The organism is Lentzea guizhouensis, assembly GCF_001701025.1.
GTDB classification, from domain to species: Bacteria; Actinomycetota; Actinomycetes; order Mycobacteriales; family Pseudonocardiaceae; genus Lentzea; species Lentzea guizhouensis.
In genome coordinates this window covers 2,427,537-2,451,514 of sequence record NZ_CP016793.1, presented here as the reverse complement: position 1 = coordinate 2,451,514, position 23,978 = coordinate 2,427,537, and the positions used below count along the sequence as shown (strand labels likewise).

The window sequence follows — 23,978 nt, the reverse complement described above, 5'->3', positions numbered from 1 at the left end:
ATGAGCCCAGGCTTCCTGTTCGCGATGTCCTTACCGGCGTTGGTCGCGGCCCTGTTCGTGCTGGCGGTGGTCGAACGGGCGGTGCGGCGCAAGAAGGGCACGCCGATGGCCACCGCGGGCATCGGTGAGCTGGGGGCGACGTTCGAGCCGGGCAAGCGCGACGAGCTGGAGTACCGCAAGGAGGAACGGCAGCTGCGCGACGAGGAGGGCGACGGGGCGCCGCCGAGGAGCCGGATCGACCTCGACGGCGGCACGGCCGTGCTGAAGCTGCCTGACTAGAACGACCCGGCTGGAACGACCCGGCTAGACGTTGCCGGTGGTCTTCGAGACCTTCACGCGGACGATGACGCGCACGTTGTCGGTGCCGGCGTCGCCGGTGTAGTCGCGGCCGCCGTACTTGTGCGACAGCTCGTTGATGAGCTCGGCTCCACCCTCGGTCGTCAGCGACGCCTCGCCGCGGAACTCGGTGTACTGGTACGGGTTCTCGCCGTTGATCACCGTGATGCTCACCCGCGGGTCACGCGCGAGGTGCTTCTCCTTCGCGCGGCCGACGACGGTGGAGAACAGCACGTCATCGCCGTCGCGCTTGATCCACACGACCGACGTCTGCGGGCTGCCGTCCTTGGACAGCGTCGCGACGGTGGCGTAGTTGGGGCTGTCCAGCAGTGCGCGCTGTGCGTCTGAAAGCGTGGCCATGCGGCTCAGGCTACGGGGACGAGCAGGGCCGTCGCGATGGCGGCGAGGCCCTCGTTCCGCCCGGTGAGACCGAGTCCGTCGGTCGTCGTGCCCGCCACGGAGACGGGGCCGCCGACGGCCTCGGAGAGCGTTTTCTGCGCCTCTTCGCGGCGCTTGCCGATGCGCGGTGCGTTGCCGATCACCTGGACTGTGGCGTTTCCCACACGGTAACCGGCTTCCTCGACGAGGCGCCGGACCTCTTCGAGCAGCACCACGCCGTGTGCGCCTGACCAGCGAGGATCCGACGTGCCGAACACCGCGCCCAGGTCGCCCAGGCCCGCGGCGGACAGCAGTGCGTCGCACAGCGCGTGGGAGGCGACGTCACCGTCCGAGTGACCGGCGCACCCGTCCACGCCCTCCCAGAGCAGGCCGGCGACCCAGCACTCACGACCTGCCTCGATCGGGTGGACGTCGACGCCCTGGCCGATTCTCACGCTCGTTCTCCTGTGAACAGCGCCGCCGCGACCGCGAGGTCGAACGGGGTGGTGATCTTCATGGCGTGCGCGTGCCCGGGAACTGTGTGGACCGCGCCACCGTTCTTCTCGACAAGACCAGCGTCGTCAGTCGCGGCAATACCGGAGCAATAGGCCGCTCTGAGAACGTCGACGCGGAAACCCTGCGGGGTCTGGACGACTCGCAGGCCGGCCCGGTCAGGTGTGGAGACGACTACTCCGACCTCGTCCACCTGCTTGATCGTGTCGGCGACCGGCAGCACCGGGATGACGGCGTCGTGACCGTCGCGCACCGCGGCCACGACCCCGGCGATGACCTCGGGAGGGGTGAACGCACGAGCGGCGTCGTGGACGAGCACGATGGAGGTGTCCGGGATCACCCGGAGCGCGTGGTCGAGGGCGAGGCGCACCGAGTCGGTGCGTTGCGCGCCCCCGGAAAGCACGTGCACCGCCCCGCCGGCCGGGGCCAGCGAGGCGGTAACGGTGTGCACTTGATCCACATCGGACGGCGGAGCCGCGATGACGACGTGCTGAACCTGGCCTGACGCGAACAGACCTTGCACGGCACGGGTCAACAGCGGTACCCCGTTGACCGGCACGAGCGCCTTGGGCATGCCGTAGCCCAGACGCTCACCCCGACCGGCCGCGGGCACGAGCGCGACAACACTCATGTTGCGGCGGTATCCGATGCTCTGTGTGTTTGTTCGTGACTACGACGCGGTGGCGAGAACTTCGTCGAGGAGGACCTCGGCCTTGTCCTCGTCGGTGCCCTCGGCCAGCGCCAGCTCGCTGACCAGTATCTGCCGCGCCTTCGCCAGCATCCGCTTCTCGCCGGCGGACAACCCGCGATCCTTCTCGCGCCGCCAGAGGTCGCGCACCACTTCCGCAACCTTGTTCACATCGCCGGAGGCGAGCTTCTCAAGGTTGGCCTTGTACCGCCGAGACCAGTTGGTCGGCTCCTCGGTGTGGGGAGCACGCAAGACCTCGAAGACCCGGTCGAGTCCCTCCTGGCCGACAACATCGCGCACGCCGACGATCTCGGCGTTGTCAGCGGGAACCCGAACGGTGAGGTCGCCCTGCGCCACCTTGAGAACGAGGTACTTCTTCTCCTCGCCCTTGATCACGCGGGTCTCGATTGCTTCGATGAGAGCGGCACCGTGGTGCGGGTAGACGACGGTCTCTCCGACCTTGAAAACCATGTGTCCTCTGCCCCTTTCGCTTCCTCCATCCTAACACGTCCAGCAACCCTTCCCACGCCGCGCGATGATCCGTTAGCGCTGGTCAGGGCCATGCGGGGGGTTGACAAACCACCTGTTCGCGTGCAACGTACGGGGTGGCCAAGATCGATTGGCACCACGTCGCGTCGGCTTTCCGGGTCCCGGTTAGGCTCTTTGCCTGGTGGTTGTTCCCTAGGAAGGACGCTGGAGCCGTGAACTCAGGAGTGTCTCGCCGGATGATCGTGACGGCAGCGCTGGCCGCGGGCCTCGGCCTGGTGGCGGTCGGCTGCAGCGCCGGTCAGATCACCCAGACCGACACCCAGGTCGCCGCCGTGGACGGTGCGAGCGGAAACGCGGGCCCGATGGCGGTCCGCAACGCGATGCTGGCCTTCCCGCCGGACGGCAACCGCTACCACGAGGGCGAAGACGTGCCGATGACGTTCGTCATCGCGAACACCGGCTCGACCCCGGACAAGCTGCTCTCGATCAAGTCCGAGGCCGCCTCCGGTGAGGCCGAGATCGTCGGCAGCAAGGACATCCCGGCTCAGTACGCCCTGCGCGCCGAGTACGACGCCTCCCACGCGCCGTCCAAGACCTCCTCGCCGTCGTCGTCGAAGCCCTCCACGTCGGGCTCGGCCTCGGTGTCGCTGACGCCGTCCTCGGGCGCTCCGTCGTCGGGTGTGTCGTCCTCGGGCGCCCCGTCGAGCACCGGCACGCCGTCCTCGGTCTCGCCGACCTCGGGTTCCTCGGCCGCCTCGTCCTCCGGCCGCCCGTCGGGTTCGTCCTCGGTGTCGCCGACCTCGTCGTCGGCCGCGCACGACCAGTCGCTCGAGGTGCTGCAGATCCGCTGCACCCTGAAGAAGCTGTCGAAGGACGTCACCGCCGCGCAGACGGTCAAGGTCACGTTCCTCTTCGAGAAGGCGGGCTCGCTCACCCTGGAGGTGCCGGTCGCTCCTTCCGGCCACGAGCGCGTCAGCGAGGGCCACGACGGCGGTCACTGACCGCTCCCCGAACGCCGAAACGCCGCTCCTGGTCCTGCCAGGAGCGGCGTTTTCGTTTCGAGCACCGCTCAGCGGGCCTGCAACATCGGGCGGAACTTGTCGCGGTAGGCCCACGCCAGCCCGATCTCCGCGGCCACCACGAGCACCGCCACGACCATGCCGCTCGGCTCCAGGAACACGTGGAACAGGAAGATGTTCACGACCACCGGCGCCAGCAGCGCGAGCGCCAGCGGCACGAACCGCCCGGCCACCAGCAGCACGCCGGCAAGCACCTGGACGCCCGACATGAGCTGCACCATGTACCCGGTCGCGTAGAGCGCGGTGTTGAACGCCACGCCCTCGGCCGCCATCGTGCTGGGGTCGGGCGCTGGCATGAACATCAGGAAGCCGTTCAGCCCGGTCGTGGCGAACAGCAGGCCGGTCAGCACGCGGGTGACGACGGTGGCGTAGCGGCCGACGGCGAACTTGCGGGTCTGGGTCGCGGTAGCGGTGGTCACGGTGTCCTCCAGGCTGTGGTGTCTTTCCACTGATGCGTCGAACGGCCTGGGTGCCGGATCGACACCTCGCCTCAAAAATCTTCAAAGAACTTCCGCATCCCCGCTGACCTGCTGGTTCCGGTTTCTGTCGGGGGTGTGCTCTACCGTTCGAGGCGTGGCGAAGACAGCGCGGCCGATCTTCCGTTGTGCCGAGTGCGGGCACGAGGTGGCGAAGTGGTTCGGCCGCTGCCCCGAGTGCCAGGCCTGGGGCAGCATCGAGGAACGCGGCACCGCATCCGCGACCCGCGTGGTGGCAGGCGCCCCGACGTCGGCGGCCCGCCCCATCGGCGAGGTCGACATCGAGTCGGCCCGCGCCCTCACGACGGGCGTGAGCGAGTTCGACCGCGTCCTGGGTGGCGGCCTCGTCCCCGGCGCCGTCGTCCTGCTGGCCGGCGAACCAGGCGTCGGCAAGTCGACCCTCCTCCTCGAGACCGCCCACCGCTGGGCCGAGTCCCACGGCCGCTGCCTCTACGTCACCGGCGAGGAGTCCGCGGGCCAGGTCCGCCTCCGCGCCGAACGCACCGGCAACCTCCACCCCGAGATGTACCTCGCCGCCGAGTCAGAACTCAGCGCGCTCCTCGGCCAGGTCGACGCCGTCAAACCCTCCATGCTGATCGTCGACTCCATCCAGACCATGTCGACCGTCTCCGTGGAGGGCGTCCCCGGCGGCGTCACCCAGGTCCGCACCGTCGCCTCGGGCCTCATCGCCATGGCCAAGGAACGCGGCCTCCCGGTCGTCCTCGTCGGCCACGTCACCAAGGACGGCTCAGTGGCGGGCCCCCGCGTCCTCGAACACCTCGTCGACGTCGTCCTCCAGTTCGAAGGCGACCGCCACTCCTCCCTCCGCCTCCTGCGAGGCATCAAGAACCGCTACGGCGCCGCCGACGAGGTCGGCTGCTTCGAACTCCGCGACGACGGCATCGTCGGCGTCCCCGACCCCTCCGGCCTTTTCCTCACCCGCCGCGAAAAGGCAGTCGAAGGCACCTGCGTCACCGTCATCGTCGAGGGCAAACGCCCCATGCTCGGCGAGGTCCAAGCCCTGGTCGCCAAAACCAACCTTCCGGCCCCCCGCCGAGCGGTGAGCGGCCTCGACTCGGCCCGCATCTCCATGGCCCTGGCCGTCCTCGAAAAGCGCGGCAAGGTCAACCTCTTCCAAAAGGACGTCTTCACCGCCACCGTCGGCGGCATGCGCCTGGTCGAACCCGCCGCCGACCTCGCCGTGGTCCTCGCCGTAGCCTCCGCGGAACGCGAAATCGCCCTGCCCGCCGACCTGGTCGTCCTCGGCGAAGTCGGCCTCGCCGGCGAGATCCGCAGGGTCAACGGCGTCGGCAAACGCCTCCAGGAAGCGGCCCGGCTCGGCTTCAAGAAGGCCCTGGTCCCACCAGACCACGGCCCACTCCCGGACGGCGTCCGCGCCTTGGTGGCCAACGACCTCGTCTCGGCCCTGGAGGTCCTCGGCCTCAACCGCCGCAGCAGCGGTGGAAGCAATGGCGGCAAGAACGCCAAGGACGCCCCTGACAACGACAACGACAACGACTAGCCCACGCCTCAGGAACAGCCCGCCGCCAGGCGGGCCCTCACCAAGTGATCGAATACTCCACGTGCCGTCGATCCACGACCACGAAATCGGCGAGCTCCTCCGCCTGGCCGCCGCCCAACTCCCACCCGACATCCCCTCCGACGAGGTCCAGGACTACCTCGACCACGAGGAGTACGACCTGGTCCTGGACCTCCTGTCCGACCACCCCGGCAACACCTGGCAGACCCCGCGCTTCTGGGCCCTCCTCACCGAAGCGGCCATCCAACTGGACCACGACCCGTCCTGGCCCCAGTGGCGCTGCGTGGAATCAATCCAAGGCCTGCTCCGCGTCCAACTCACTCTCGCCCACAGCGCCGACCCTCTCAACGCCAGGAACGAACGCCCAACCTGGGACCTGACGGGGGAAACCCGCGTCGCCGCCCTGTGGATCGAGTCCAAGCCCACGCTGCACGCCGGCGAACGCGCCACGGCCCGCCTGCGCCCGTTCGTCCCCCCAGCCTGGGCCCACCTGGCAAAGGGCGACCAGATCACCCTGCTGGGCCCTTCCCCGGGCACCGCAAGGGTCATCGAAAAAGTGCCGCCGCGCCCGTGAAAATCACGACCGCGGCGGCACTCGAACGAACTCAACTCACTGCGACAGCAACTGCGCACACCTGATCAACCCGAGGTGCGAGTACGCCTGCGGGTGGTTCCCCAGCGACCGCTCCGCCACCGGGTCGTACTCCTCCGGCAGCAGCCCGGTCGGCCCGGCCGCCGCCACGATCTGCCCGAACAGCTCCTCGGCCTCGGTCCGCCGCCCGGTCAGCAGGTACGCCTCGATCATCCAGGCCGCACACAGGTGGAACCCGCCCTCGTCGCCGGGCAGGCCGTCGTCGCGGTGGTACCGGTACACCGTCGACCCGGACCGCAGCTCGGCCTCGATCGCGGTCACCGTCGACTGGAACCGCTCGTCGGCCGGGTCGATCAGCCCGGACAGGCCGACGAACAACGACGCCGCGTCCAGGTCGTCGCCGTCGTAGGCGGTCGTGAACGACTGGACCTCGTCGTTCCAGCCGTTCTTCAGCACGTCCGTCGCGATCGTGTCGCGCAACGGCACCCACGACGGGTCCAGCTCACGGCCGAACTGCTCGCCGAGCTTGATCGCCCGGTCGATGGTCAGCCAGCACATGACCTTCGAGTACACGTGGTGGCGCGGCGCGTGCCGTTCCTCCCAGATGCCGTGGTCGGGCTCGTGCCAGCGGCGGGCCACGGCCTCGGCCATCGCCTGGACCATCGCCCAGTCGTTGTCCGAGAGCGAGCCGCGGGCCGACGCCAGCTGCACGACCAGGTCGACGACCGGGCCGAACACGTCGAGCTGGACCTGCTGGTTGGCGAGGTTGCCGACGCGGACCGGGCGGGAGCCCGCGTAGCCGGGCAGCGTGTCGATCACGGCCTCGGCGCCGAGCTGCGTGCCGTGCAGCGTGTAGAGCGGGTGCAGCCGCTCGGGGCCCGGGATGGTCTCCAGGACGCCGTGCAGCCACGCGAGGAAGCCGTCGGCCTCCGCGAACGAGCCCACCGACACCAGGGCGGCGGCGGTCATCGCGCCGTCGCGCAGCCAGCAGTAGCGGTAGTCCCAGTTGCGGACGCCGCCGAGCTCCTCGGGCAGTGACGTGGTGGCCGCCGCCATGATCGAGCCGGAGTCCTTGTGGACCAGGCCGCGCAGCGTCAGTGCCGAACGAAGCACCAGGTCCGTCTGCACGGTCGGGAGCTTCAGGCCCGCCGCCCAGTCCGACCAGTAGCCGGCCGCGCGGTCACGGCGCACCGACTCGTTCAGGGCGTGCTCGGAGATGTCGTCGGTGCCGCAGCGCAGCTCCAGCAACACCGGCGCGCCCTCGCGCGGGCGGACCACGGCGCGCGCGGTCTCCTGCATGCCGTCGGAGGTGATCTCCCAGTCGACACCGGGGGAGCGCAGCACCATCGGGTCGGACGTGCCGACCACGCGCAGGCCTTCGCGCTCGCGGATGAACCGCACCGGGACCTGGCCGAACTCCGGGCGCGGCGCGAACGTGATCACCGCGTTGGTCGAGCCGGAGATGCGCCGCACCAGGTCGGTGCGGTGCGAGGCGAGGTCGTGCTCCAGGTAGTCCGTCACGAGCAGTCGCGACCAGCGGGTCTCCACGATCATCGTGCCCGGCAGGTAGCGCTGGCCCAGGGGCAGCGAACCGTGCTCCGGCTTGATCGAGAAGTGGCCGGCCGCCGGTCCGCCGAGCAGGTCCGCGAAGATCGCGGCCGAGTCCGGCTCCGGGTGGCACAGCCAGTTGATCTTCGCGTCCGGGGTCACGAGTGCAACGGAACGCTCGTTGGCGAGCATCGTCAGGCGCTCGATCGGCACGGCCTGGTCGCCGTGCAGCCACGCGCGCCGCTCCTCCAGCAAAAACGCGAGCACCGTGGCCACGTCGGACGGGTCGTCGACGAGGTACTGGGCCAGCGACTCGCCGGCGCCGACGCGGATGCCCACGTCCGGGCCGGTCAGGCGGGCGAACGCCTTCTCGTCGGTGACGTCGTCGCCGAGGAAGATCGCGGCGGTCGCCCCGACCTGGTGGCGCAGGATGTCGAGGGCGTGGCCCTTGTCGGTCTGCACGACGGCGAGCTCGATGACGGCCTTGCCCTCGGTCACCTGCACGCCGTCCCACGTGCACGGACCGGAGCGGACGGCGGCCAGCACGGCTTCGCCGATCTCCTCCGACGCGGCACGGCGCACGTGCACGGCGACGGAGGCGGGCTTCACCTCCAGCTGGACGCCCTGCTGGCCGTCGACGATCTCTTCGAGCTCGGCTTCGATGCGCCGGAGCAACGCCTTGGCGTCGGCGTCCAGCGCGTGCACGAAGCCGACGTCGAACTCCGATCCGTGGGAACCGACGAGGTGGACCTCGCCCGGCAGGCGGGACAGGGTGGCCAGGTCGCGCAGCGCACGACCGGAGATCACAGCCGACGTCGTCTCGTGCAGCGACGCTAGTGAACGCAGTGCGTTCACCGACTCCGGGAGCGGGCGGGCCGCCTCCGGGTCGCTCACGATCGGCGCGAGTGTTCCGTCGTAGTCACTGGCGACCAGTAGTCGCGGGGTCCGCGCGAGCTGGCACACAGCTCGGCGCAGGTCGGCGGGGAGGGCCTCGGCGGTCAACGCCCCTCCTGGAGCACTCGATGGGTCAGTGGGATCTGAAAGGATTCAGACCGAGGTCTGCGTGCCCAACGCCTCCAGGAACGACCTTGCCCAGCGATCAACGTCGTGGGTGAGGACTTGGCGGCGCAGCGCGCGCATCCTACGGCGGCCTTCCGCGGGATCGATGTCGAGGGCGGCCTGCAGTGCGTTCTTGACACCGTCCAGATCATGGGGGTTCACCAGGAACGCACTGGTCAGTTCTGCGGCAGCGCCGGCGAACTCGCTGAGCACCAGAGCTCCACCAAGATCATATCGGCAGGCCACGTACTCCTTGCACACCAGGTTCATTCCGTCCCGAACGGGCGTCACCACCATGACGTCGGCGGCGCTCATGAACGCCACGAGCTCCTCGCGGTTCACCGACTGGTGCAGGTAGTGCACGACCGGCTTGCCGACCCGCCCGAACTCGCCGTTGATCCGGCCGACCGACTGCTCGATGTCCTGGCGCATCGTGATGTAGTGGTCGACCCGCTCGCGGCTGGGCGTGGCCAGCTGGATCATCGCGACGTCCTCCGGGTCGACCCGGCCGTCCGCGATCAGCTCGTAGAGGGCCTTGATCCGGACGTCGATGCCCTTGGTGTAGTCGAGGCGGTCCACGCCCAGCAGGATGCGCTTCGGGTTGCCGAGGTCCTCGCGGATCTGCTTCGCGCGGGCCTGCGTCTCCTTCTTGCGGGCGACCGCGTCGAGGCCCGCGCTGTCGATCGAGATCGGGAACGCGCCCACCCGCACCGTGCGGTCGCCGACCTGGACGACACCTGGCCGGGTCCTGACACCGACGGTGCCGCGGCTCGGCTCCAGGCCCACCAGGCGCCGGGCCAGCCAGAGGAAGTTCTGCGCGCCGCCGGGCCGGTGGAAGCCGACCAGGTCGGCGCCGAGCAGGCCGCGGATGATCTCCGTGCGCCACGGGAGCTGCATGAACAGCTCGACCGGCGGGAACGGGATGTGCAGGAAGAAGCCGATCTTCAGGTCGGGCCGCTGCTCGCGCAGCATCGCCGGGACGAGCTGCAGCTGGTAGTCCTGCACCCACACCGTCGCGCCCTGCGCCGCCACCTTCGCCGTCGCGTCGGCGAACCGCTGGTTGACCTTCACGTAGGCGTTCCACCAGTGCCGGTGGAACGCGGGCTGCGCCACGACGTCGTGGTAGAGCGGCCAGAGGGTGCCGTTCGAGAACCCCTCGTAGTAGTCCTCGACCTCCTTGGCCGACAGCGACACCGGGTGCAGCAGCAGGCCGTCGTCCTCGAAGGGCGACACGTCGGCGTCGGCGATGCCGGGCCAGCCGACCCAGGCGCCGCTGTGTGAGCGGAGGAACGGTTCGAGCGCGCTGACCAGCCCGCCGGGGCTGTGCTTCCACCGTTCGGTTCCGTCGGGCAAGCGCTCCAGGTCAACCGGCAGCCGGTTGGCCACGACTACGAATTCCGCCCCGTTCTCGCCAATGTCCATGCTCACATTTCTGAGGCTAGTGCGACGGCGACTTCTCGGCGTGTCGTGTAACCCCCGTCACAGCGAGTTTCACTCCAAACGACGCCTGGTGGGTTTGAGCGGACCGGACATGCGCGGACCAGCGAACTTCCGCTCCAGGCGCCCCAGTCCGTAGCGCACCGGCTGGGCCAGGTACTCGCCGAACACCACCCCTCCGGCCAGGGCGAGAGCAATGCCACTCGCGAACACGAGTGTGCTCAACCCGGCCGGATCGCCCTCCGCGGTGAGCTGGAACAGGCCCCGGTAGGTCGTCCAGCCCGGCAGCAGCGGCACCACCCCCGCCTGCACCACGACCAGCGTCGGGATGCGCAGCCGGCGGGTCATCGTCGCGCCGCCGAACCCGGTGATCGCGGCCGCCACCGCGGAGGCGAGCAGCGCGTCCACCCCGGCGCTGGTGGCCAGGCCGTACGACGCCGTGCCGATCGCACCGGACACCGCGGCGGCGACGAGCGCGCGCGGCCGGGCGTAGCAGGCGAGGGCGAAGAACGCGCTGGTCGCCGCACCCGCCGCGAACTGCATCGGCACCGCGGAGATCAGCGCGGGCAGCGGGTCGCTGAGCCGGATGGGCAGTCCGAAGTGGACCGCGGTGCGGATGGCCAGCGCGACGCCCGCGATCAGACCGGCGCTGAGCAGCACGGTCTCCACGGTGCGTCCTGCTGCCGTGACGTTGTAGCCGGAGATGGCGTCCTGCACGGTGCTGACCAGGGCGAGCCCGGAGAGCAGCACCACGATCCCGACCGCCACCAGCAGGCTCGGCCGCACCGCGGGCAGCAGCCCGGTCCAGTACACGGTCAGCGCGGCACCCGTGGCCAGCGCGCCGCCGACCAGCTGCTGGAAGAAGAACGGCAGTGCGCGCCGGTTCAGCACCCGCCCGACCCGGTCGATCACGGCGGTGACGACGGCCGCGGTGATCGCGAGCGACAGCCCGCCGCCGACGAGGAACGCGACCGCCGCCGCCATGCCCGCCCACGCGGCCGTGGCGACCCAGCGCGGGTACGGGTGCGGGGCGTTGGTGATCTGCTCCAGCTCCGAGTGCGCCTCCTCGATCGGGCCGAGGTTGCGCACCAGGTGCTCGACCGCCGCCAGCCGCGTGTAGTCGAGGCTGCGTTGCCGCACGACCCGGACCGCGGTGATCGGTGGAGCGCCCCAGCCGCGGTGGCACGACACGCTGATGGAGGTGTAGATCACGTCGACCTCGGTGTGCGGCAGTCCATAGCTCTCGGTGACCGAGAGGATCGTGGCTGTCACATCCGCCGCGCTGGCTCCACTGGCCATTTGGACCTCACCGATCCTCAGGGCGAGATCGAGTACCAGGTGAACCGTGGTGTCGTCGGGTAGCGAGGGGCCGTGCAAGTTGTTCGTGGAAATCTCGCGCACCTCCGTCGTGTGATCGTGCGAAGTTCTTGGGCCGTTGCTGTGGCATCGGCCACCTCCGATCGGGGGACCCGAAAAGGAGGACATGATCACTGTCCGTTGGTTACCCTCCTGACCTGGTCAAGGCGAGCGGTTCGGCGCTTTGCGCCACTCAGTTGGTTGGTGCAGCTCCGGTCGGAGCAATCCGATCACACTGAGAGCAGACCGTTCGCCGCAGGTAGCTCCCGCAACGGGCGCTTACGATGTTCGCGGGCACGAGCCAGGCCGGCGTAGCTCAATTGGCAGAGCACTCGCCTTGTAAGCGAAAGGTTAGGGGTTCGATTCCCCTCGCCGGCTCGTCGAGAACAGGGGTTCGCCCAGGTGGGCGGGCCCCTGTCGCATTCACGGGTGACACTTCGCCGGCTATTGCGAACCCCTCCCGTAATGGCTTCGGCACACAGCGTGGCGAACGGCCGGATGCGGTTCCGCATGCCTCTCGGCGCCTGGTCCGTTCGCCAGTTCGCTTCCCGGTGTGCCACCGCGGTCCGTACCGGGAATCGTGAGATCGGCCGCAAGACTGATCCTGTTCACCGGTGAACAGGCTGTGACGGCCCGATTCGTGTCCTGCTCCGTCCCAGCGGGACGTGACATTGTGGGCGCATGTCCTACCTCGCGGATAGCGCGCGCTACGACCAGATGACCTACCGGCGGACGGGACGCAGCGGCCTCAAGCTGCCCGCCATCTCGCTCGGCCTGTGGCACAACTTCGGCGGCGACCGGCCTTACGAGTCCGGGCGCGGCATTGCGCGCAGGGCGTTCGACCTCGGCGTCACGCACTTCGACCTCGCCAACAACTACGGCCCGCCGTACGGCTCCGCGGAGATCACGTTCGGGCAGATCCTCAAGGACGACCTCGGGCCGTACCGCGACGAGCTCGTGATCTCCACGAAGGCGGGCTACGACATGTGGCCCGGCCCGTACGGCGAGTGGGGCAGCCGCAAGTACCTGCTGAGCTCGCTCGACCAGTCGCTGACCCGGATGGGCCTCGACTACGTCGACATCTTCTACTCGCACCGGTTCGACCCGGAGACGCCGCTGGAAGAGACGATGGGCGCCCTCGTGTCCGCCGTGCAGCAGGGCAAGGCGCTCTACGTCGGCATCTCGTCGTACTCGCCGGCCAAGACTCGCGAGGCGGCCGAGCTGCTGCGCAGCGCGGGCGTGCCGCTGCTGATCCACCAGCCGAGCTACTCGATGCTCAACCGCTGGATCGAGCCGGAGCTGCTCGACACGCTGGAGGAGGTCGGCGCCGGCTGCATCGCGTTCTCGCCGCTCGCGCAGGGCATGCTGACCGACCGCTACCTCAACGGCATCCCGGAGGGCTCGCGCGCCTCGCAGGGCAAGTCGCTGTCGACCGACCTGCTCACCGACGAGAACCTCGGCCGCATCCGCGCTCTCAACGACATTGCCGCCTCCCGCGGCCAGTCGCTCGCCCAGCTCGCGCTGACCTGGACGATCCGCGACCCGCGGGTCACCTCGGCGTTGATCGGCGCCTCGTCGGTAGGCCAGCTGGAACAGAACCTCGCCGCCCTGCAGGCCCCGCCGCTGACCGACGACGAGCTCGCCGAGATCGACAAGCACGCCGTGGAATCCGGCATCGACCTCTGGGCCCCCTCTTCCCAAGCCGAATAACTCCCGTCACGCGTGGCTCCCGCGTTCCCCTCTGGGCCACGCGGGAGCCCCACGTTCCCTTTCCAAGTCACGCGGGAGTCCCGCGTCCCTTCTCACGCACGCGGGGACCCTTCGTGCGCTCCTGCAGAGCGAGGCGGCTTGGCGGTGCGGCTGACAGCGCCACGCGGGGAGCTTTCGTACGGTGTGACAGGACGGAAGGTCCCCGCGTGCGGTCAGCGGTGGCGGGGGAGGCGGATCTCGAAGACGGTCGAGCCGGGGCGACTGGCCAGGGCGATGGTGCCGCCGTGGGCGTGCACGAGGGACTGGACGACGGCCAGGCCGAGGCCGGAGCCGCCGCGCTGGCGGGTGCGCGAGTTGTCGACGCGGTAGAACCGGTCGAAGATCCGCGCCTGGTCGGCCTCCGGGATGCCGGGGCCGGTGTCGGACACCCTGATCACCGCCGAGCCGTTCTCGGCCGTCACCCGCAACGACACGAGCGTGCCCGGTGGGGTGTGCACGGCCGCGTTGGTCAGCAGGTTGTCGAGCACCTGCCGCAACCGGGTCGGGTCGGCGGTCATCCGCACCGTGTCGGCGTCGACCTCCAGCTCGTGCGTCGGCCGCGCGGCCCGGAACGCGTCGGCGGCCGCGTCCGTGACCACCGCGAGGTCCATCTCCTCCGGGCGCAACGGCGGCTCCGACTCCGCGGAGTCCAGCCGGGCCAGCAGCAACAGGTCGTCGAGCAGCACGCTCATCCGCGCCGCCTCCGAGCGCAGCTTCTCCAGGTGCTGCTCGCGTTCGCCCGGTTCGTTCGCCGCCGCGTACCGGAAGAGGTCCGCATAGCCGCGCAACGACGTCAACGGCGTGCGCAGCTCGTGTGACGCGTCGGCGATGAACCGGCGCAGCCGCTGCTCGGCGGCCGTGCGCGCGGCCAGTGACGAGTCGATGTGCGCGAGCATGTTGTTGAACGCCTCGCGCAGCTCCTCGACCTCGACGCCGCCGCCGGCGCCGTTCACCCGCACCGCCAGGCGGTTCGAGTCGGTCAGGTCGTGCGAGGAGATGTCGTGCGCGGTGTCGGCCATGTCCGACAACGGCCGCATGCCCTTGCGGATCAGCGCCTGGCCGCCCACCACCAACGCCACCAGCGCGGCCAGGAACGCGATCACCCCGACCGTGATGAGCTGCGACAGCGTGCCGTCCCGGTCGTCCATCGGGGCGCCGCTGACCAGCACGATCTCGTCCTTGACGATCTGGCACGCGCGCAGCCGGAACTTGCCGTCGCCGCGCAGGTACCCGGTCTCGAACAGGTCGCCGTCCAACGCCTTCTTCGCGAGCGCGTCGAACTCCTCGCGGTCGGCCGGCTGCTGGTCACCGGGCTGGGGCCGCAGCTCGCCGTCCTGCCTCACGTAGACGACCGCGTACCAGTCCGGCGGGATCTTGCTGACCCGCCAGTGCGCCTTGACCTCGTTGGCCGCGCCCTGCTGGCTGATCGCCATCTGGTCGTCGAGCCGCCGGTCGAGGAACGTCTGCATCGAGGCGACCATGACCCAGCCGACGATCACGAACACCGTGAGCGCCAGCGCGCCGAGGGCGAGTGCGAGGCGGGTGCCCAGCCGCCACTGGCCGATCGGCTTCATCCACTGCTTCATTCCGCTGCCCGGCGCAGCACGTACCCCACGCCCCGGACGGTGTGGATCAGCGGCTCGCGGCCGTCGTCGAGCTTGCGCCGCAGGTGCGAGATGACCAGCTCGACCACGTTGGACCGGCCGCCGAAGTCGTACTCCCAGACGTGGTCGAGGATCTGCGCCTTGGTCAGCACGGCGGGCGAGCGCCGCATCAGGTACCGCAGCAGCTCGTACTCGGTCGGTGTCAGCGTCACGAGCTTGCCGCCGCGGCGGACCTCGCGGGTGTCCTCGTCCATCAGCAGGTCGGCCACCTTCAGCACCGACCGCTTCCACGACGGACCGGTCGAGCGCCGCAGCACCGCCCGCAGCCTCGCCATCAGCTCCTCGACCGAGAACGGTTTCACGAGGTAGTCGTCGCCGCCGCGGGTGAGCCCGGCCACCCGGTCCGCGGTGCCGTCGCGCGCGGTCAGGAACACCACCGGAACCATCGCCCCCGCCGACCGCAGACGATCAAGAACGGTGAACCCGTCCAGGTCAGGCAGCATGAGGTCGAGCACGACGATGTCCGGCTGGAACTCGGCGGCCTCTCTGAGCGCGTCCTCGCCGTTGTGCGCGGTCGTGGCCTGCCAGCCCTCGTACCGGGCGACCGTCGCGACCAGGTCAGCGATGTGCGGCTCATCGTCCACGACGAGCAATCGAACCGAGTTCCCCTTGTCCACGTGCTCATGGTGCGTCACCTGGTACCCGGCCCGCTCGATCGACAGGAAGTCGACAGGCCGCGAACAGCGGGGCCACAGCTCGACCGCCAATGCTCGAACACAGCTGATCACCGACCTGACCGCCCGACGAGGAGACCGCCGTGACGACCACCCTGCAGCCACCCGTGCGACCGGCGCGTGCCGGCCGTGCGACGCCGCACAAGGTGCTGGCCAAAGCCGGCCTCTACGTGTTCCTCCTGGCCAACGCGGCGTTCGTCACCTACCTGTTCAACGCGGCCGGTGCCGGCTCGAACAAGCTGGTCAACCTGGGCCGGCTGACCGGCCTGTACGGCGCGCTCGCGATGGCGTTCCAGCTGCTGCTGATCGCCCGGCTGCCGTGGCTCGACCGCAGGCTCGGCATGGACAAGCTCACCTCGTGGCACCGCTGGGTCGGCTTCACGATCTTCTGGATGCTGGTCGGGCACCTGACGTTCATCGCGTTCGGCAACGCGGGCCCCGACGGCCCGCTCGCCGAGGTGGTCCGGCAGGCCACCGAGCTCGAAGGCATCCTCCGCGCGCTGGTGGCGTGGGCGGTCATCATGGTCGTCGGCGTGGTCTCCGCCCGGTTCGCCCGGCGCCGGATGGCCTACGAGACCTGGCACTTCATCCACCTCTACACCTACGTCGCGATCTTCCTCGCGTTCACGCACCAGGTCGCGGTCGGCAGCACGTTCCGCAAGTCCGAGCTCGCCACCGCCTACTGGTGGGCGCTGTGGGGCTTCGCGATCGGCTCGGTGGTCGTCGGCCGGTTCCTGCTCCCGATCTGGCGCAACCGCCGCCACCAGTTCCGGGTCGCCGCCGTCGTGCCGGAGGCGCACAACGTCGTCTCCGTCTACGTCGAGGGCAAGGACCTCGACCGGCTCGGCGCGCAGGCGGGCCAGTTCTTCCTGTGGCGCTTCCTGACCAAGGACCGCTGGTGGCAGGCCAACCCGTTCTCGCTGTCCGCCGCGCCGAACGGCAAGTACCTGCGGCTCACCGCGAAGGCGCTGGGCACCGGCTCCGCGCGTGTTCGCCGAAGGCCCGTACGGCGCCTTCACGACCATGCACCAGACCAAGCAGAACGCACTGCTCGTCGCGGGCGGCGTCGGCATCACGCCGATCCGTGCGCTGCTGGAGGAGATCAAGGGCCACGTCGTGGTGCTGTACCGGGTGAGCGACCCGCGCGAGGCCGTGCTGCTGCGCGAGCTCGAAGGCCTCGCCAGGGCCAAGGGCGCGGCGCTGCGCCTGGTCACCGGCTCCTCGAAGACCATCACGCCCAACGGCCCGCTGCTCGGCCCCGAGAACATCGCCGCGCTGGTGCCCGACGTGGCCGACCGCGACGTCTTCATCTGCGGTCCCGGCCCGATGACCGACGCCGTCGTGCGCAGCCTCGACGAGCTGGGTGTGCCGTCCAGTCAGGTCCACGCCGAGCGCTTCGCGCTGGCCAACTGAGAAGGGTTCGACGTGAAGAGGGCTATCCCCGTACTGGTGCTCAGCGTCGCCGGCCTCGTCCCGGTGTGGATGTACGAACCGGGCGCGGCGCACGAGGGCGAGATCAACGAGGCCGCCGCCGCACCGGAAACCCAGGCGCAGAACCAGGTTCCGCAGTCGACGGCACCCCAGTCGAAAGCGCCGCAGTCCACCGCGCCGAGGTCCGCCGCGCCTCAGCCGGGGGCGCCGCGGACCTCCGGTGCGGCGCCGACGACCCAGCAGCAGAACCAGGCCAAGACCGTCTCCGGGCCCGCGGTGCAGACCGAGGAGGGCACCGTCCAGGTGCAGGTCACGTTCCAGGGCACGAAGATCACCGACGTGAAGGCGTTGCGGGCACCCAACTCCAACCCGACCAGGATGGCGCTGCCGATCCTGCGCCAGGAGGCGTTGCAGGCCCAGAGCGCCGACATCGACACGGTCTCCGGCGCGACCGCGACCTCCGAGGGCTACAAGCAGTCGCTGCAGGCCGCGATCGACTCGGCGAGGTAGCCGTGCAGACCCTGCGGCGCGTCGAGCAGATCATGGGCCTGCCGATCTCGGTGGACCTGCGCGACGGCGACGCCGCGCTGGCCGAGCTGGCGTTCGAGTCGCTGCGCGCCGCGGACGCCCAGTTCTCGCCCTTCAAGGCGGACAGCGAGGTGTCCCGGCTGGACCGGGGTGAGCTCACCAGGGAGGAGCTCACCCCGGACCTCGTCGAGGTGCTGGACCTGTGCGACTGGTACGAGACCTCGACCGGCGGCGCGTTCACCGCACGGGTACCGGGCCGCGGCCTCGACCCGTGCGCGGTCGTGAAGGGCTGGGCCGTGCAGCGCGCCGCCGATCTGCTGAAGGAGGCCGGGGCCACCCGGTTCTGCCTCAACGCGGGTGGCGACGTCGTGGTCGCCGGCGAACCGGAACCAGGAAAGCCTTGGCGCGTGGGCGTTCGGCACCCCGACCAGGCCGACGCGCTGTGCGTGGTGCTCGGCGTGCGCGACGGAGCCGTTGCCACGTCAGCGTTGTACGAACGCGGGCAGCACATCCTCGACGGCCGCACCGGCGAACCGGCGCGCGGGATTCTTTCGGTCACAGTCGTCGCGGCCGACCTGGCGATCGCGGACACCACTGCCACAGCGGCGTTCTCGCTGGGCAGGGACGGGATCGAGTGGGCTGCGGCACAGCCGGACTGCGAGGTGTTCATCGTCGACGAAGATCGACAGGTCTTCCGCGGTCCTGGACTTCCGGTACACATCTGTTAACATGCCCGCCCAACGGGGCTTTGATCTCCGGGGCACATTTCGTTGATCAAGAGCTGACGCGGGGCTCGCGCTCGGGGTGAGACCCGGCCAGCTGTGGACCAACACTCGTGCGAGAGGGCCTTCGGGTGCGCGCTATTCGGGAGCGCACACCCGAGGGCCCTCTCTGTTTTCGAGCCTGTTTTGGCTAGGCGTAACGGTCTTCGTCGAACTCGGCGTTCACCGCGGACCGCCCGAGGTCGCGGCCCATCGCGTCCAGCACGTCCACCAGCTCGAGCCCGCTCAGCCAGTCCCGCGGCAACGCGTCGGTGCCGTGCAACGCGCCGAGCACGTTCCCGGTCAGCGCCGCCGTCGCGTCACTGCCGCCGGAGTGGTTGGCCGCGGCCCGCATCGCGTCCACGAACTGCACCGGCTTCGAGTGCGTCAGCACGGTGTAGACGGCGATCGCCAGCGCCTCCGGGCCGGTCCAGCCGGAGCCGAGCCGGTCGACCCGCACCGGTGCGGAGCCGGCGTGTTCCTCGGCCAGCACCACCGCGCGCGTCAGCACCGTCGCCGTGTACGTGTCGTCGCGCAGCACCCGGCCGATGACCTGGTCGATCGCCTCGCGCAGCGGGCGGCCCTTCACCGCGAGCAGGTGCACCAGCAACGCGAGCGCGCCGCCGGAGACCCAGCCGCCGGTGCCGCCGTGTGTCAGCGCCGCGAACCGGCAACCCAGGTCGTAGGCGATGGCCGCGGACGGCGCGAACCCGGCGGGTGCGGTGCGCGTGACGCCGTTGCAGCCGGACGACTCGTTGTGCGGGTTCTCCGGAGTGGACGGTGTCTCCGCGGCCAGCGCGCGCAGGCACGTCAGGCCGGGTGAGCGGCTCTCGTACAGCCGTTCGTCGGCGAGCAGCCCGACCGCGCCGTGCTCGGGGGCCGGTTGCTGCTGGGTGACCAACCAGCGCCGGTAGCTGTGCCAGACCATGTCCGACGGCTCCCACTCGCAGGTGCGCTTGCCGCGCACCCAGGCGCGCAGGTAGCCGTCGGCGGTGAAGAGCGTCAGCTGCGTGTCGTCGGTGACCAGGGCGGGCTTCGGCGGTGCGAGAACGCCTTCGGTGCCGTGTTCGCGCTGGATGTCGGCCCAGCCCAAGTACTGCACCGGTGCGCCGAGCGCATCACCGAGAGCGCCGCCGAGGAGGCACCCGGCGCCGCGGTCAACCACGGAGTTCGGATCTCGCGGCACGGATGAACAGTAGCGTCCCGCCGACTTGGGCCGCACTTGTATCTGAGACTGCCGGTCGCCCACCTGTACAAGCGACGAGGTCAGAGCACCAGAGGGAGGGGCATGCGGAGCAAAAGCGGACTCGAGTTCGGCGTGCTCGGTCCACTCCAGGTGCTCGCGGACGGCCGGGTGGTCCCGCTCGGCCGCCGGGGCATGCGCGGTCTGCTCGCGATGCTGGTGGTCGAGGCGAACCGACCCGTCTCGATCGACCACATCGTGGACGCGCTGTGGACGGACGCGCCCCCGGCCACGGCCCGCACGATCGTGCACGGGTACGTGTCGCGGCTGCGCAAGGTGCTGGAGGAGGCCGACCCGTCGGGATCGGCGACGATCCGCACCACGCCGACCGGGTACCAGCTGACCGTCGATCCGTGGCGCCTCGACCTGCACCGCGCCCGGCAGCTCGTGGCGTCGTCGCGCGGCAAGCCCGCCGCCATCAGGGCGGGCTTGCTGCGCGAGGCCCTCGGGTTGTGGCGCGGGCCGGTGCTGGCGGACGTGCCGGGCGACCCGCTGACCTCGGACCTCGAGGAGCTGCGGCTCTCGGCGCTGGAGGAGCGCATCGAGGCCGAGCTGGAGCTGGGCCGGCACCTGGAGCTCGTGGGCGAGCTGCGCGGGCTGTGCACCGAGTACCCGTTCCGCGAACGGCTGGTCGCGCACAGCATGCGCGCGCTCTACCGGTCCGGCCAGCGGGCGGACGCCCTGGAGGCCTACCAGCGGTTCCAGCGCCGTGCGGTGGACGAGCTCGGCATCGACCCCGGCCCGGAGCTGCGGCTGCTGCAGGAGCAGGTGCTGCGCGACGACCCGGCGCTCAGCCTGCTCGGCCCGGTCGACAGCCGCCCCGTGGCACCGCGCGCCGGCATCGTGGCGCCGGCGTTGCTGCCCGCGTCGGCCACCCGGTTGTTCGGCCGCGACGACGACAAGGTGTGGCTCGACAACGTCTGCGCCACCAGGAACCTGCTCGCGACGACGGTCGCCGTGCTGACCGGTCCGCCCGGAGTCGGCAAGAGCGCGCTGGCGATCACCTGGGGCCACGAGAACTCCGAGATGTTCCCGCACGGCGTGCTGTTCGCCTCGCTCGGCGACACCGAACCGGGCGAGGTCCTGACCAGGTTCCTGGTGGCGCTGGGCGTGCCCGCCGACGGCGTGCCGGTGGCCGTGGTGGACCGCGTCGGGCTGTACCGCTCGCTGCTCAACCGCCGCCGCGTGCTCGTGGTGCTCGACGACGCGACCGGGTTCGAGCAGGTGCTGCCGCTGCTGCCGCCGGGGTCCGGCTCCGTGGTGCTGGTGACCTCGCGCAGCAGGATGGAACGGCTCGTCGTCACCAACAGCGCCCGCGTGCGCAAGCTCGGGCCGCTGGACGAGGAGGCGGCGCGGTCGTTGCTGGACGACGTGCTCGGCAAGCCGTTGTCGAACGAGGACCCGGTCGCCGCGCGCAAGCTCGCCGAGCTCTGCGGCGGGCTGCCGCTCGCGTTGCGGGTGGCGGCGGCGAAGCTCGTGATCAGTCCGGAGTGGACCGTCGAGGAGCTGGTGGGGGAGCTGGCCGACGACGGGCACCGGTTGCGCGGGCTCGACCTACCCGAGGCCGGGGTGGGGGTGTCGCGGGCGCTCGACCTGTCCACCCGCGACCTGCCGTCCGAGCTCGGTGAGGTCTTCACCTCCGTCGGCCTCGCACCCGGCCGGTGGATGTCCTCGCACGCCGTGGCCGCGCTGACCCGCACGAGGGTCGAGTCGGCGCGGGACCGGCTGGAGCAGCTGGTCGAGGTGAACCTGCTGGTCGAACCGTGGCCGGACGGGTTCACGATGCACGAGCTGGTGCGCCTGTACGTGCGCACCTCCGGCCGCGCGGACCTGGACTCGTTGCGGCGCCTGGTGAACTACTACCTCGTCGCCTGCGACCACGTCCGCCGCGCCATCCGCCCGGCTCGCGACGGACTGGACTTCGCGGTGGGGGACAGCGGGTCCACGTCGCTGCCCGGCTACGACGACCCGGTCTCCTGGTTCGACCAGGAGTGGCCGAACATCGTCGCGGTCGTGCACGCGGCCGCCGAGTCGGGCCTGCACGACCAGGTCTGGCAGCTCGTCCGGTTGCTGCACGGCTACGCGACCGTGCGCGCGTTGACCGGCGAGTGGGTCGCGCTGGTCGGCTTCGGCATGGCCGCCGCCGAGGTGACCGGCAGCCGGCTCGGCCAGATCCTCATGCTGGACACCACCTACGTCACCAACGCGAGGCTGGGCCGCCCGGTGCTGCTGCCCGACGCCCGCCGCGCGCACCGGCTGGCCACCGAGCTCGGTGAACGGCAGTACCTGGTGCTGACGCTGGCGCAGCTCGCGGACGTGTTGTTCCGGCTCAAGCAGCACGACGAGGCGCTGCTGCACTTCTGGGAGTCCGTGCAGCTCGCCCAGCAGTCCGGCGACCTGGTCGGCGAGGGCCACGGCCTCAACAACGTGGCACAGGTCGAACAGGCCCGCGGCCGCGTCGAGATCGCCCTGCAGCACCAGGCGCACGCCGTGGAGATCTACCGCCGCTCCGGCGACCAGCTCGCCCTCGTGGACGGCCTCGCGAACCTCGCGGAGCTGCACCTGCAGGCGGGCCACCTCGACGAGGCGGAGGCGCTGGCACGCCAGGCCGTGGACATGGCGGGAGCTGCGGAGATGACCTACACCGAGGGCTTCGGCCGCCAGGTGTTGTCCGGGGTGTTGCTCCAGCGGGCGGAATGGGTTGCGGCTTCAGCGGAGTTGACGGAGGCGCTGCGGCTGTACTCGCAGGTCAACTCGTCGCGCGTGGTCGAGGTGAGAGCCGCGCTGGACTCGTTGTCGTCCGAGGTTTAGCGGGCGTTTAGTCGTCTGGTCCCAAAACATGGGATGTTGGACGTGCAGGCAGCCGAGTGGGGGATTACCGAGGGGGTAAGGCCGCCTGCGCCGAAATGAGGGCCGACCGGCATTCGGGGGAGAGTGCCGGTCGGCCCTCGCCTTTTGCTAGACCTCGTCCGCGCACCTGGCCAACGGCAACAGCTCCGGCCGCTTCGGCGCCAGACCGTCCCCCATGGACTCCCCGCGCAGCTGCCGCCCGATCCACGGCACCACGTGCTCCCGCGCCCATTTCAGATCGGCCTTGCGCTGGGTCACCCAGTCCGCCTGCTCCAGCAGCGGCCACGGCGCGTTCCAGGCGTGGTCGTCCGCGAGCCCCAGCACCTCGTACGCCTTGAGCGCCACCCGCTGGTGCCCCTGCGGCGACAGGTGCAGCCGGTCCTCGCTCCACGCCCGGCGGTCGTGCAGCACGTGCATCGACCACAGGTCGACCATCCGGCAGTGGTACCGCTCGGCGATGGACCACAGGTGTGAGTTGTAGATGGCGACCTTGCCCCTGATGCTGCGCAGCAACGGCGTCGACCGCGTGTCGAACCCGGTGAAGATGACGACGTCGCTGCCGGCGGCCCGCAGGTCGGCCACCGCCACCTCGTACACCTCGGCCAGCGCGTCCGGATCGCTGTTCGGCACCAGGATGTCGTTGCCGCCCCCGCAGAACGTCACCAGGTCCGGCTTGAGCGCGATCGCGAGCGGCACCTGCTCGTCCACGATCTCCTGCAGCATCTTCCCCCTGATCGCGAGGTTGGCGTACCGGAACTCCGGCGCCTGCCTGGCCATCAGCCCCGCCAACCGGTCCGCCCACCCGACGTAGGTGTCGGCGGGCCCGGGATCGTCCATCCCCTCGGTGAAACTGTCCCCCAGTGAAACCAGACTTCTCCAACGCAGCACAACATCCCCCTCTCGCCCCGCGGCTCCCGATCGCGGCGACTGGTCAGCATGCACAAAGAACCGCTGGTTACGCCACCGTCGGTTATGGCAGCCTAGATTTTGTCGCTTTGGGTGACGATCCTTTTACCACTCGATCGAGCGAAACTTGAGGTCGTTCCGGGGGATTCGTCTCATTCGGTCGCTAACTTCTGCCGGGTGCGTTCGGGTTTGCCGCTTCCACCCATTTCCCTAGGTGTCGCGCTCATCACAGCCGCCACCTTCGCCGCCGCGGCCCTCACCCCCTCGCCGGCCACATCCCCACGGGCTCCCGAGGCGGTGACGATCGGCGGCGACCAGCCGCCGATGGAGCTCACCCCGCCCTCCTCCGTCGTCGAGGCCACCGCACCACCCGCGGCCCGCCGCCCGGAGACCCCGCCGCCGCACTCGAACCCGGTGGTGCGGCCCGAACCCGCCGCTCCCCGGCAGGTGCCGCCGTCGGTGCCGCGACCGGTTCCACCGGTGTCGCTGCCGGTGCTGCCGGTGCCCTCGACGCTGGTGCCTCCGAGTTCCTCCGCCGCGCCGTCACCGAGCCAGGTCCCGGCATCCGGCGAGCCCTCCGGACAACAGGAAAGCCCCCGCAGCGACGTCGGCGCGTGACGTCGCTGCGAGGGCTGGACCTGGGACCTTCGGCGAGGGGGAGCACCGCCGCCTGGTCAGCTC

At 70.3% G+C, this 23,978-nt stretch carries 22 protein-coding genes, 1 tRNA gene and 1 pseudogene; 12 read left to right on the top strand and 12 right to left on the bottom strand.

Going from position 1 to position 23,978, the window contains the following annotated elements:
- Positions 1 to 279, top strand: coding sequence for a DUF6191 domain-containing protein (locus tag BBK82_RS12285; protein ID WP_065915131.1), 279 nt, complete (start codon positions 1 to 3; stop codon positions 277 to 279).
- Between the two features lie 24 nt (positions 280 to 303).
- Here the strand turns inward: BBK82_RS12285 and BBK82_RS12280 are convergent, their stop codons facing one another.
- From BBK82_RS12280 to BBK82_RS12265, 4 genes are read right to left on the bottom strand one after another with little or no spacing between them, the layout of a single operon-like run.
- A complete protein-coding gene (locus BBK82_RS12280; RefSeq protein ID WP_065915130.1) occupies positions 304 to 696 on the bottom strand; it encodes a PPOX class F420-dependent oxidoreductase in 393 nt (130 codons plus the stop codon).
- A 5-nt stretch (positions 697 to 701) separates the two neighbouring features.
- Positions 702 to 1,169 (bottom strand): 2-C-methyl-D-erythritol 2,4-cyclodiphosphate synthase, encoded by a 468-nt coding sequence (ispF, locus tag BBK82_RS12275; RefSeq protein WP_065915129.1) that lies wholly within the window; start codon positions 1,167 to 1,169, stop codon positions 702 to 704.
- Positions 1,166 to 1,858, bottom strand: coding sequence for a 2-C-methyl-D-erythritol 4-phosphate cytidylyltransferase (ispD, locus tag BBK82_RS12270; protein ID WP_065915128.1), 693 nt, complete (start codon positions 1,856 to 1,858; stop codon positions 1,166 to 1,168). Before ispD ends, ispF begins: the two co-directional genes overlap by 4 nt.
- A gap of 39 nt (positions 1,859 to 1,897) precedes the next feature.
- Positions 1,898 to 2,386: a CarD family transcriptional regulator gene (locus BBK82_RS12265; RefSeq protein ID WP_065915127.1), complete on the bottom strand. Its 489-nt coding sequence runs from the start codon at positions 2,384 to 2,386 to the stop codon at positions 1,898 to 1,900.
- A 254-nt stretch (positions 2,387 to 2,640) separates the two neighbouring features.
- On the opposite strand from BBK82_RS12265, the gene BBK82_RS12260 reads away from it, so the two are divergent.
- Positions 2,641 to 3,405: a copper chaperone PCu(A)C gene (locus tag BBK82_RS12260; RefSeq protein ID WP_065915126.1), complete on the top strand. Its 765-nt coding sequence runs from the start codon at positions 2,641 to 2,643 to the stop codon at positions 3,403 to 3,405.
- A 68-nt stretch (positions 3,406 to 3,473) separates the two neighbouring features.
- Here the strand turns inward: BBK82_RS12260 and BBK82_RS12255 are convergent, their stop codons facing one another.
- A complete protein-coding gene (locus tag BBK82_RS12255; RefSeq protein ID WP_065915125.1) occupies positions 3,474 to 3,902 on the bottom strand; it encodes a hypothetical protein in 429 nt (142 codons plus the stop codon).
- A gap of 154 nt (positions 3,903 to 4,056) precedes the next feature.
- Here BBK82_RS12255 and radA point away from each other — a divergent pair, with 154 nt between their 5' ends.
- Positions 4,057 to 5,481: a DNA repair protein RadA gene (gene radA / locus BBK82_RS12250; protein ID WP_170067906.1), complete on the top strand. Its 1,425-nt coding sequence runs from the start codon at positions 4,057 to 4,059 to the stop codon at positions 5,479 to 5,481.
- Between the two features lie 61 nt (positions 5,482 to 5,542).
- The gene (locus BBK82_RS12245; protein ID WP_065915124.1) at positions 5,543 to 6,073 is read left to right on the top strand and encodes a hypothetical protein; all 531 of its coding nucleotides are present in this window, start codon (positions 5,543 to 5,545) and stop codon (positions 6,071 to 6,073) included.
- Positions 6,074 to 6,109: 36 nt separating this feature from the next.
- Here the strand turns inward: BBK82_RS12245 and otsB are convergent, their stop codons facing one another.
- The 3 genes from otsB to BBK82_RS12230 all read right to left on the bottom strand — a co-directional run bounded on the left by otsB (position 6,110) and on the right by BBK82_RS12230 (position 11,407).
- A complete protein-coding gene (otsB, locus tag BBK82_RS12240; protein WP_065915123.1) occupies positions 6,110 to 8,641 on the bottom strand; it encodes a trehalose-phosphatase in 2,532 nt (843 codons plus the stop codon).
- A 45-nt stretch (positions 8,642 to 8,686) separates the two neighbouring features.
- A complete protein-coding gene (locus tag BBK82_RS12235; protein WP_065915122.1) occupies positions 8,687 to 10,120 on the bottom strand; it encodes an alpha,alpha-trehalose-phosphate synthase (UDP-forming) in 1,434 nt (477 codons plus the stop codon).
- 69 nt (positions 10,121 to 10,189) lie between these two features.
- Complete coding sequence (locus BBK82_RS12230) at positions 10,190 to 11,407, bottom strand: threonine/serine exporter family protein (protein ID WP_418287489.1); 1,218 nt, start codon at positions 11,405 to 11,407, stop codon at positions 10,190 to 10,192.
- 389 nt (positions 11,408 to 11,796) lie between these two features.
- Here BBK82_RS12230 and BBK82_RS12225 point away from each other — a divergent pair.
- Both BBK82_RS12225 and mgrA read left to right on the top strand, forming a co-directional pair.
- Positions 11,797 to 11,869 (top strand) — tRNA-Thr (locus tag BBK82_RS12225).
- A gap of 303 nt (positions 11,870 to 12,172) precedes the next feature.
- A complete protein-coding gene (gene mgrA / locus BBK82_RS12220; RefSeq protein WP_065915121.1) occupies positions 12,173 to 13,201 on the top strand; it encodes an L-glyceraldehyde 3-phosphate reductase in 1,029 nt (342 codons plus the stop codon).
- Positions 13,202 to 13,413: 212 nt separating this feature from the next.
- Here the strand turns inward: mgrA and BBK82_RS12215 are convergent, their stop codons facing one another.
- Together BBK82_RS12215 and BBK82_RS12210 are read right to left on the bottom strand one after the other, a co-directional pair.
- The gene (locus tag BBK82_RS12215) at positions 13,414 to 14,814 is read right to left on the bottom strand and encodes a sensor histidine kinase (RefSeq protein ID WP_154697263.1); all 1,401 of its coding nucleotides are present in this window, start codon (positions 14,812 to 14,814) and stop codon (positions 13,414 to 13,416) included.
- A gap of 8 nt (positions 14,815 to 14,822) precedes the next feature.
- Entirely contained in the window at positions 14,823 to 15,521 is a 699-nt protein-coding gene (locus tag BBK82_RS12210; RefSeq protein ID WP_170067905.1) for a response regulator transcription factor, read from the bottom strand.
- 341 nt (positions 15,522 to 15,862) lie between these two features.
- On the opposite strand from BBK82_RS12210, the pseudogene BBK82_RS54010 reads away from it, so the two are divergent.
- The 4 genes and pseudogenes from BBK82_RS54010 to BBK82_RS12195 all read left to right on the top strand — a co-directional run.
- Positions 15,863 to 16,141 (top strand): annotated as a pseudogene (locus BBK82_RS54010) (ferric reductase-like transmembrane domain-containing protein); the annotation flags it as partial.
- Positions 16,142 to 16,601: 460 nt separating this feature from the next.
- The gene (locus BBK82_RS54005; protein WP_237048147.1) at positions 16,602 to 16,991 is read left to right on the top strand and encodes a ferredoxin reductase domain-containing protein; all 390 of its coding nucleotides are present in this window, start codon (positions 16,602 to 16,604) and stop codon (positions 16,989 to 16,991) included.
- A 12-nt stretch (positions 16,992 to 17,003) separates the two neighbouring features.
- Positions 17,004 to 17,519: an FMN-binding protein gene (locus BBK82_RS12200; protein WP_065915119.1), complete on the top strand. Its 516-nt coding sequence runs from the start codon at positions 17,004 to 17,006 to the stop codon at positions 17,517 to 17,519.
- Positions 17,520 to 17,521: 2 nt separating this feature from the next.
- Complete coding sequence (locus tag BBK82_RS12195) at positions 17,522 to 18,265, top strand: FAD:protein FMN transferase (protein ID WP_071812587.1); 744 nt, start codon at positions 17,522 to 17,524, stop codon at positions 18,263 to 18,265.
- A 184-nt stretch (positions 18,266 to 18,449) separates the two neighbouring features.
- On the opposite strand, the gene BBK82_RS12190 is transcribed toward BBK82_RS12195, so the two are convergent.
- On the bottom strand, positions 18,450 to 19,484 hold the full coding sequence (locus BBK82_RS12190; protein ID WP_065915118.1) for an ADP-ribosylglycohydrolase family protein: 1,035 nt from the start codon (positions 19,482 to 19,484) through the stop codon (positions 18,450 to 18,452).
- Positions 19,485 to 19,586: 102 nt separating this feature from the next.
- Between BBK82_RS12190 and BBK82_RS12185 the strand changes: the two genes are divergently transcribed.
- Positions 19,587 to 22,352 carry an AfsR/SARP family transcriptional regulator gene (locus tag BBK82_RS12185; protein ID WP_065915117.1) on the top strand — a complete coding sequence of 922 codons (2,766 nt, stop codon included), beginning with the start codon at positions 19,587 to 19,589 and terminating at the stop codon, positions 22,350 to 22,352.
- 147 nt (positions 22,353 to 22,499) lie between these two features.
- Here the strand turns inward: BBK82_RS12185 and BBK82_RS12180 are convergent, their stop codons facing one another.
- Positions 22,500 to 23,228 carry an SGNH/GDSL hydrolase family protein gene (locus BBK82_RS12180; RefSeq protein ID WP_083267924.1) on the bottom strand — a complete coding sequence of 243 codons (729 nt, stop codon included), beginning with the start codon at positions 23,226 to 23,228 and terminating at the stop codon, positions 22,500 to 22,502.
- Between the two features lie 366 nt (positions 23,229 to 23,594).
- Here BBK82_RS12180 and BBK82_RS12175 point away from each other — a divergent pair, with 366 nt between their 5' ends.
- The gene (locus BBK82_RS12175) at positions 23,595 to 23,915 is read left to right on the top strand and encodes a hypothetical protein (RefSeq protein ID WP_065915115.1); all 321 of its coding nucleotides are present in this window, start codon (positions 23,595 to 23,597) and stop codon (positions 23,913 to 23,915) included.
- Positions 23,916 to 23,978: the final 63 nt, after the last annotated feature.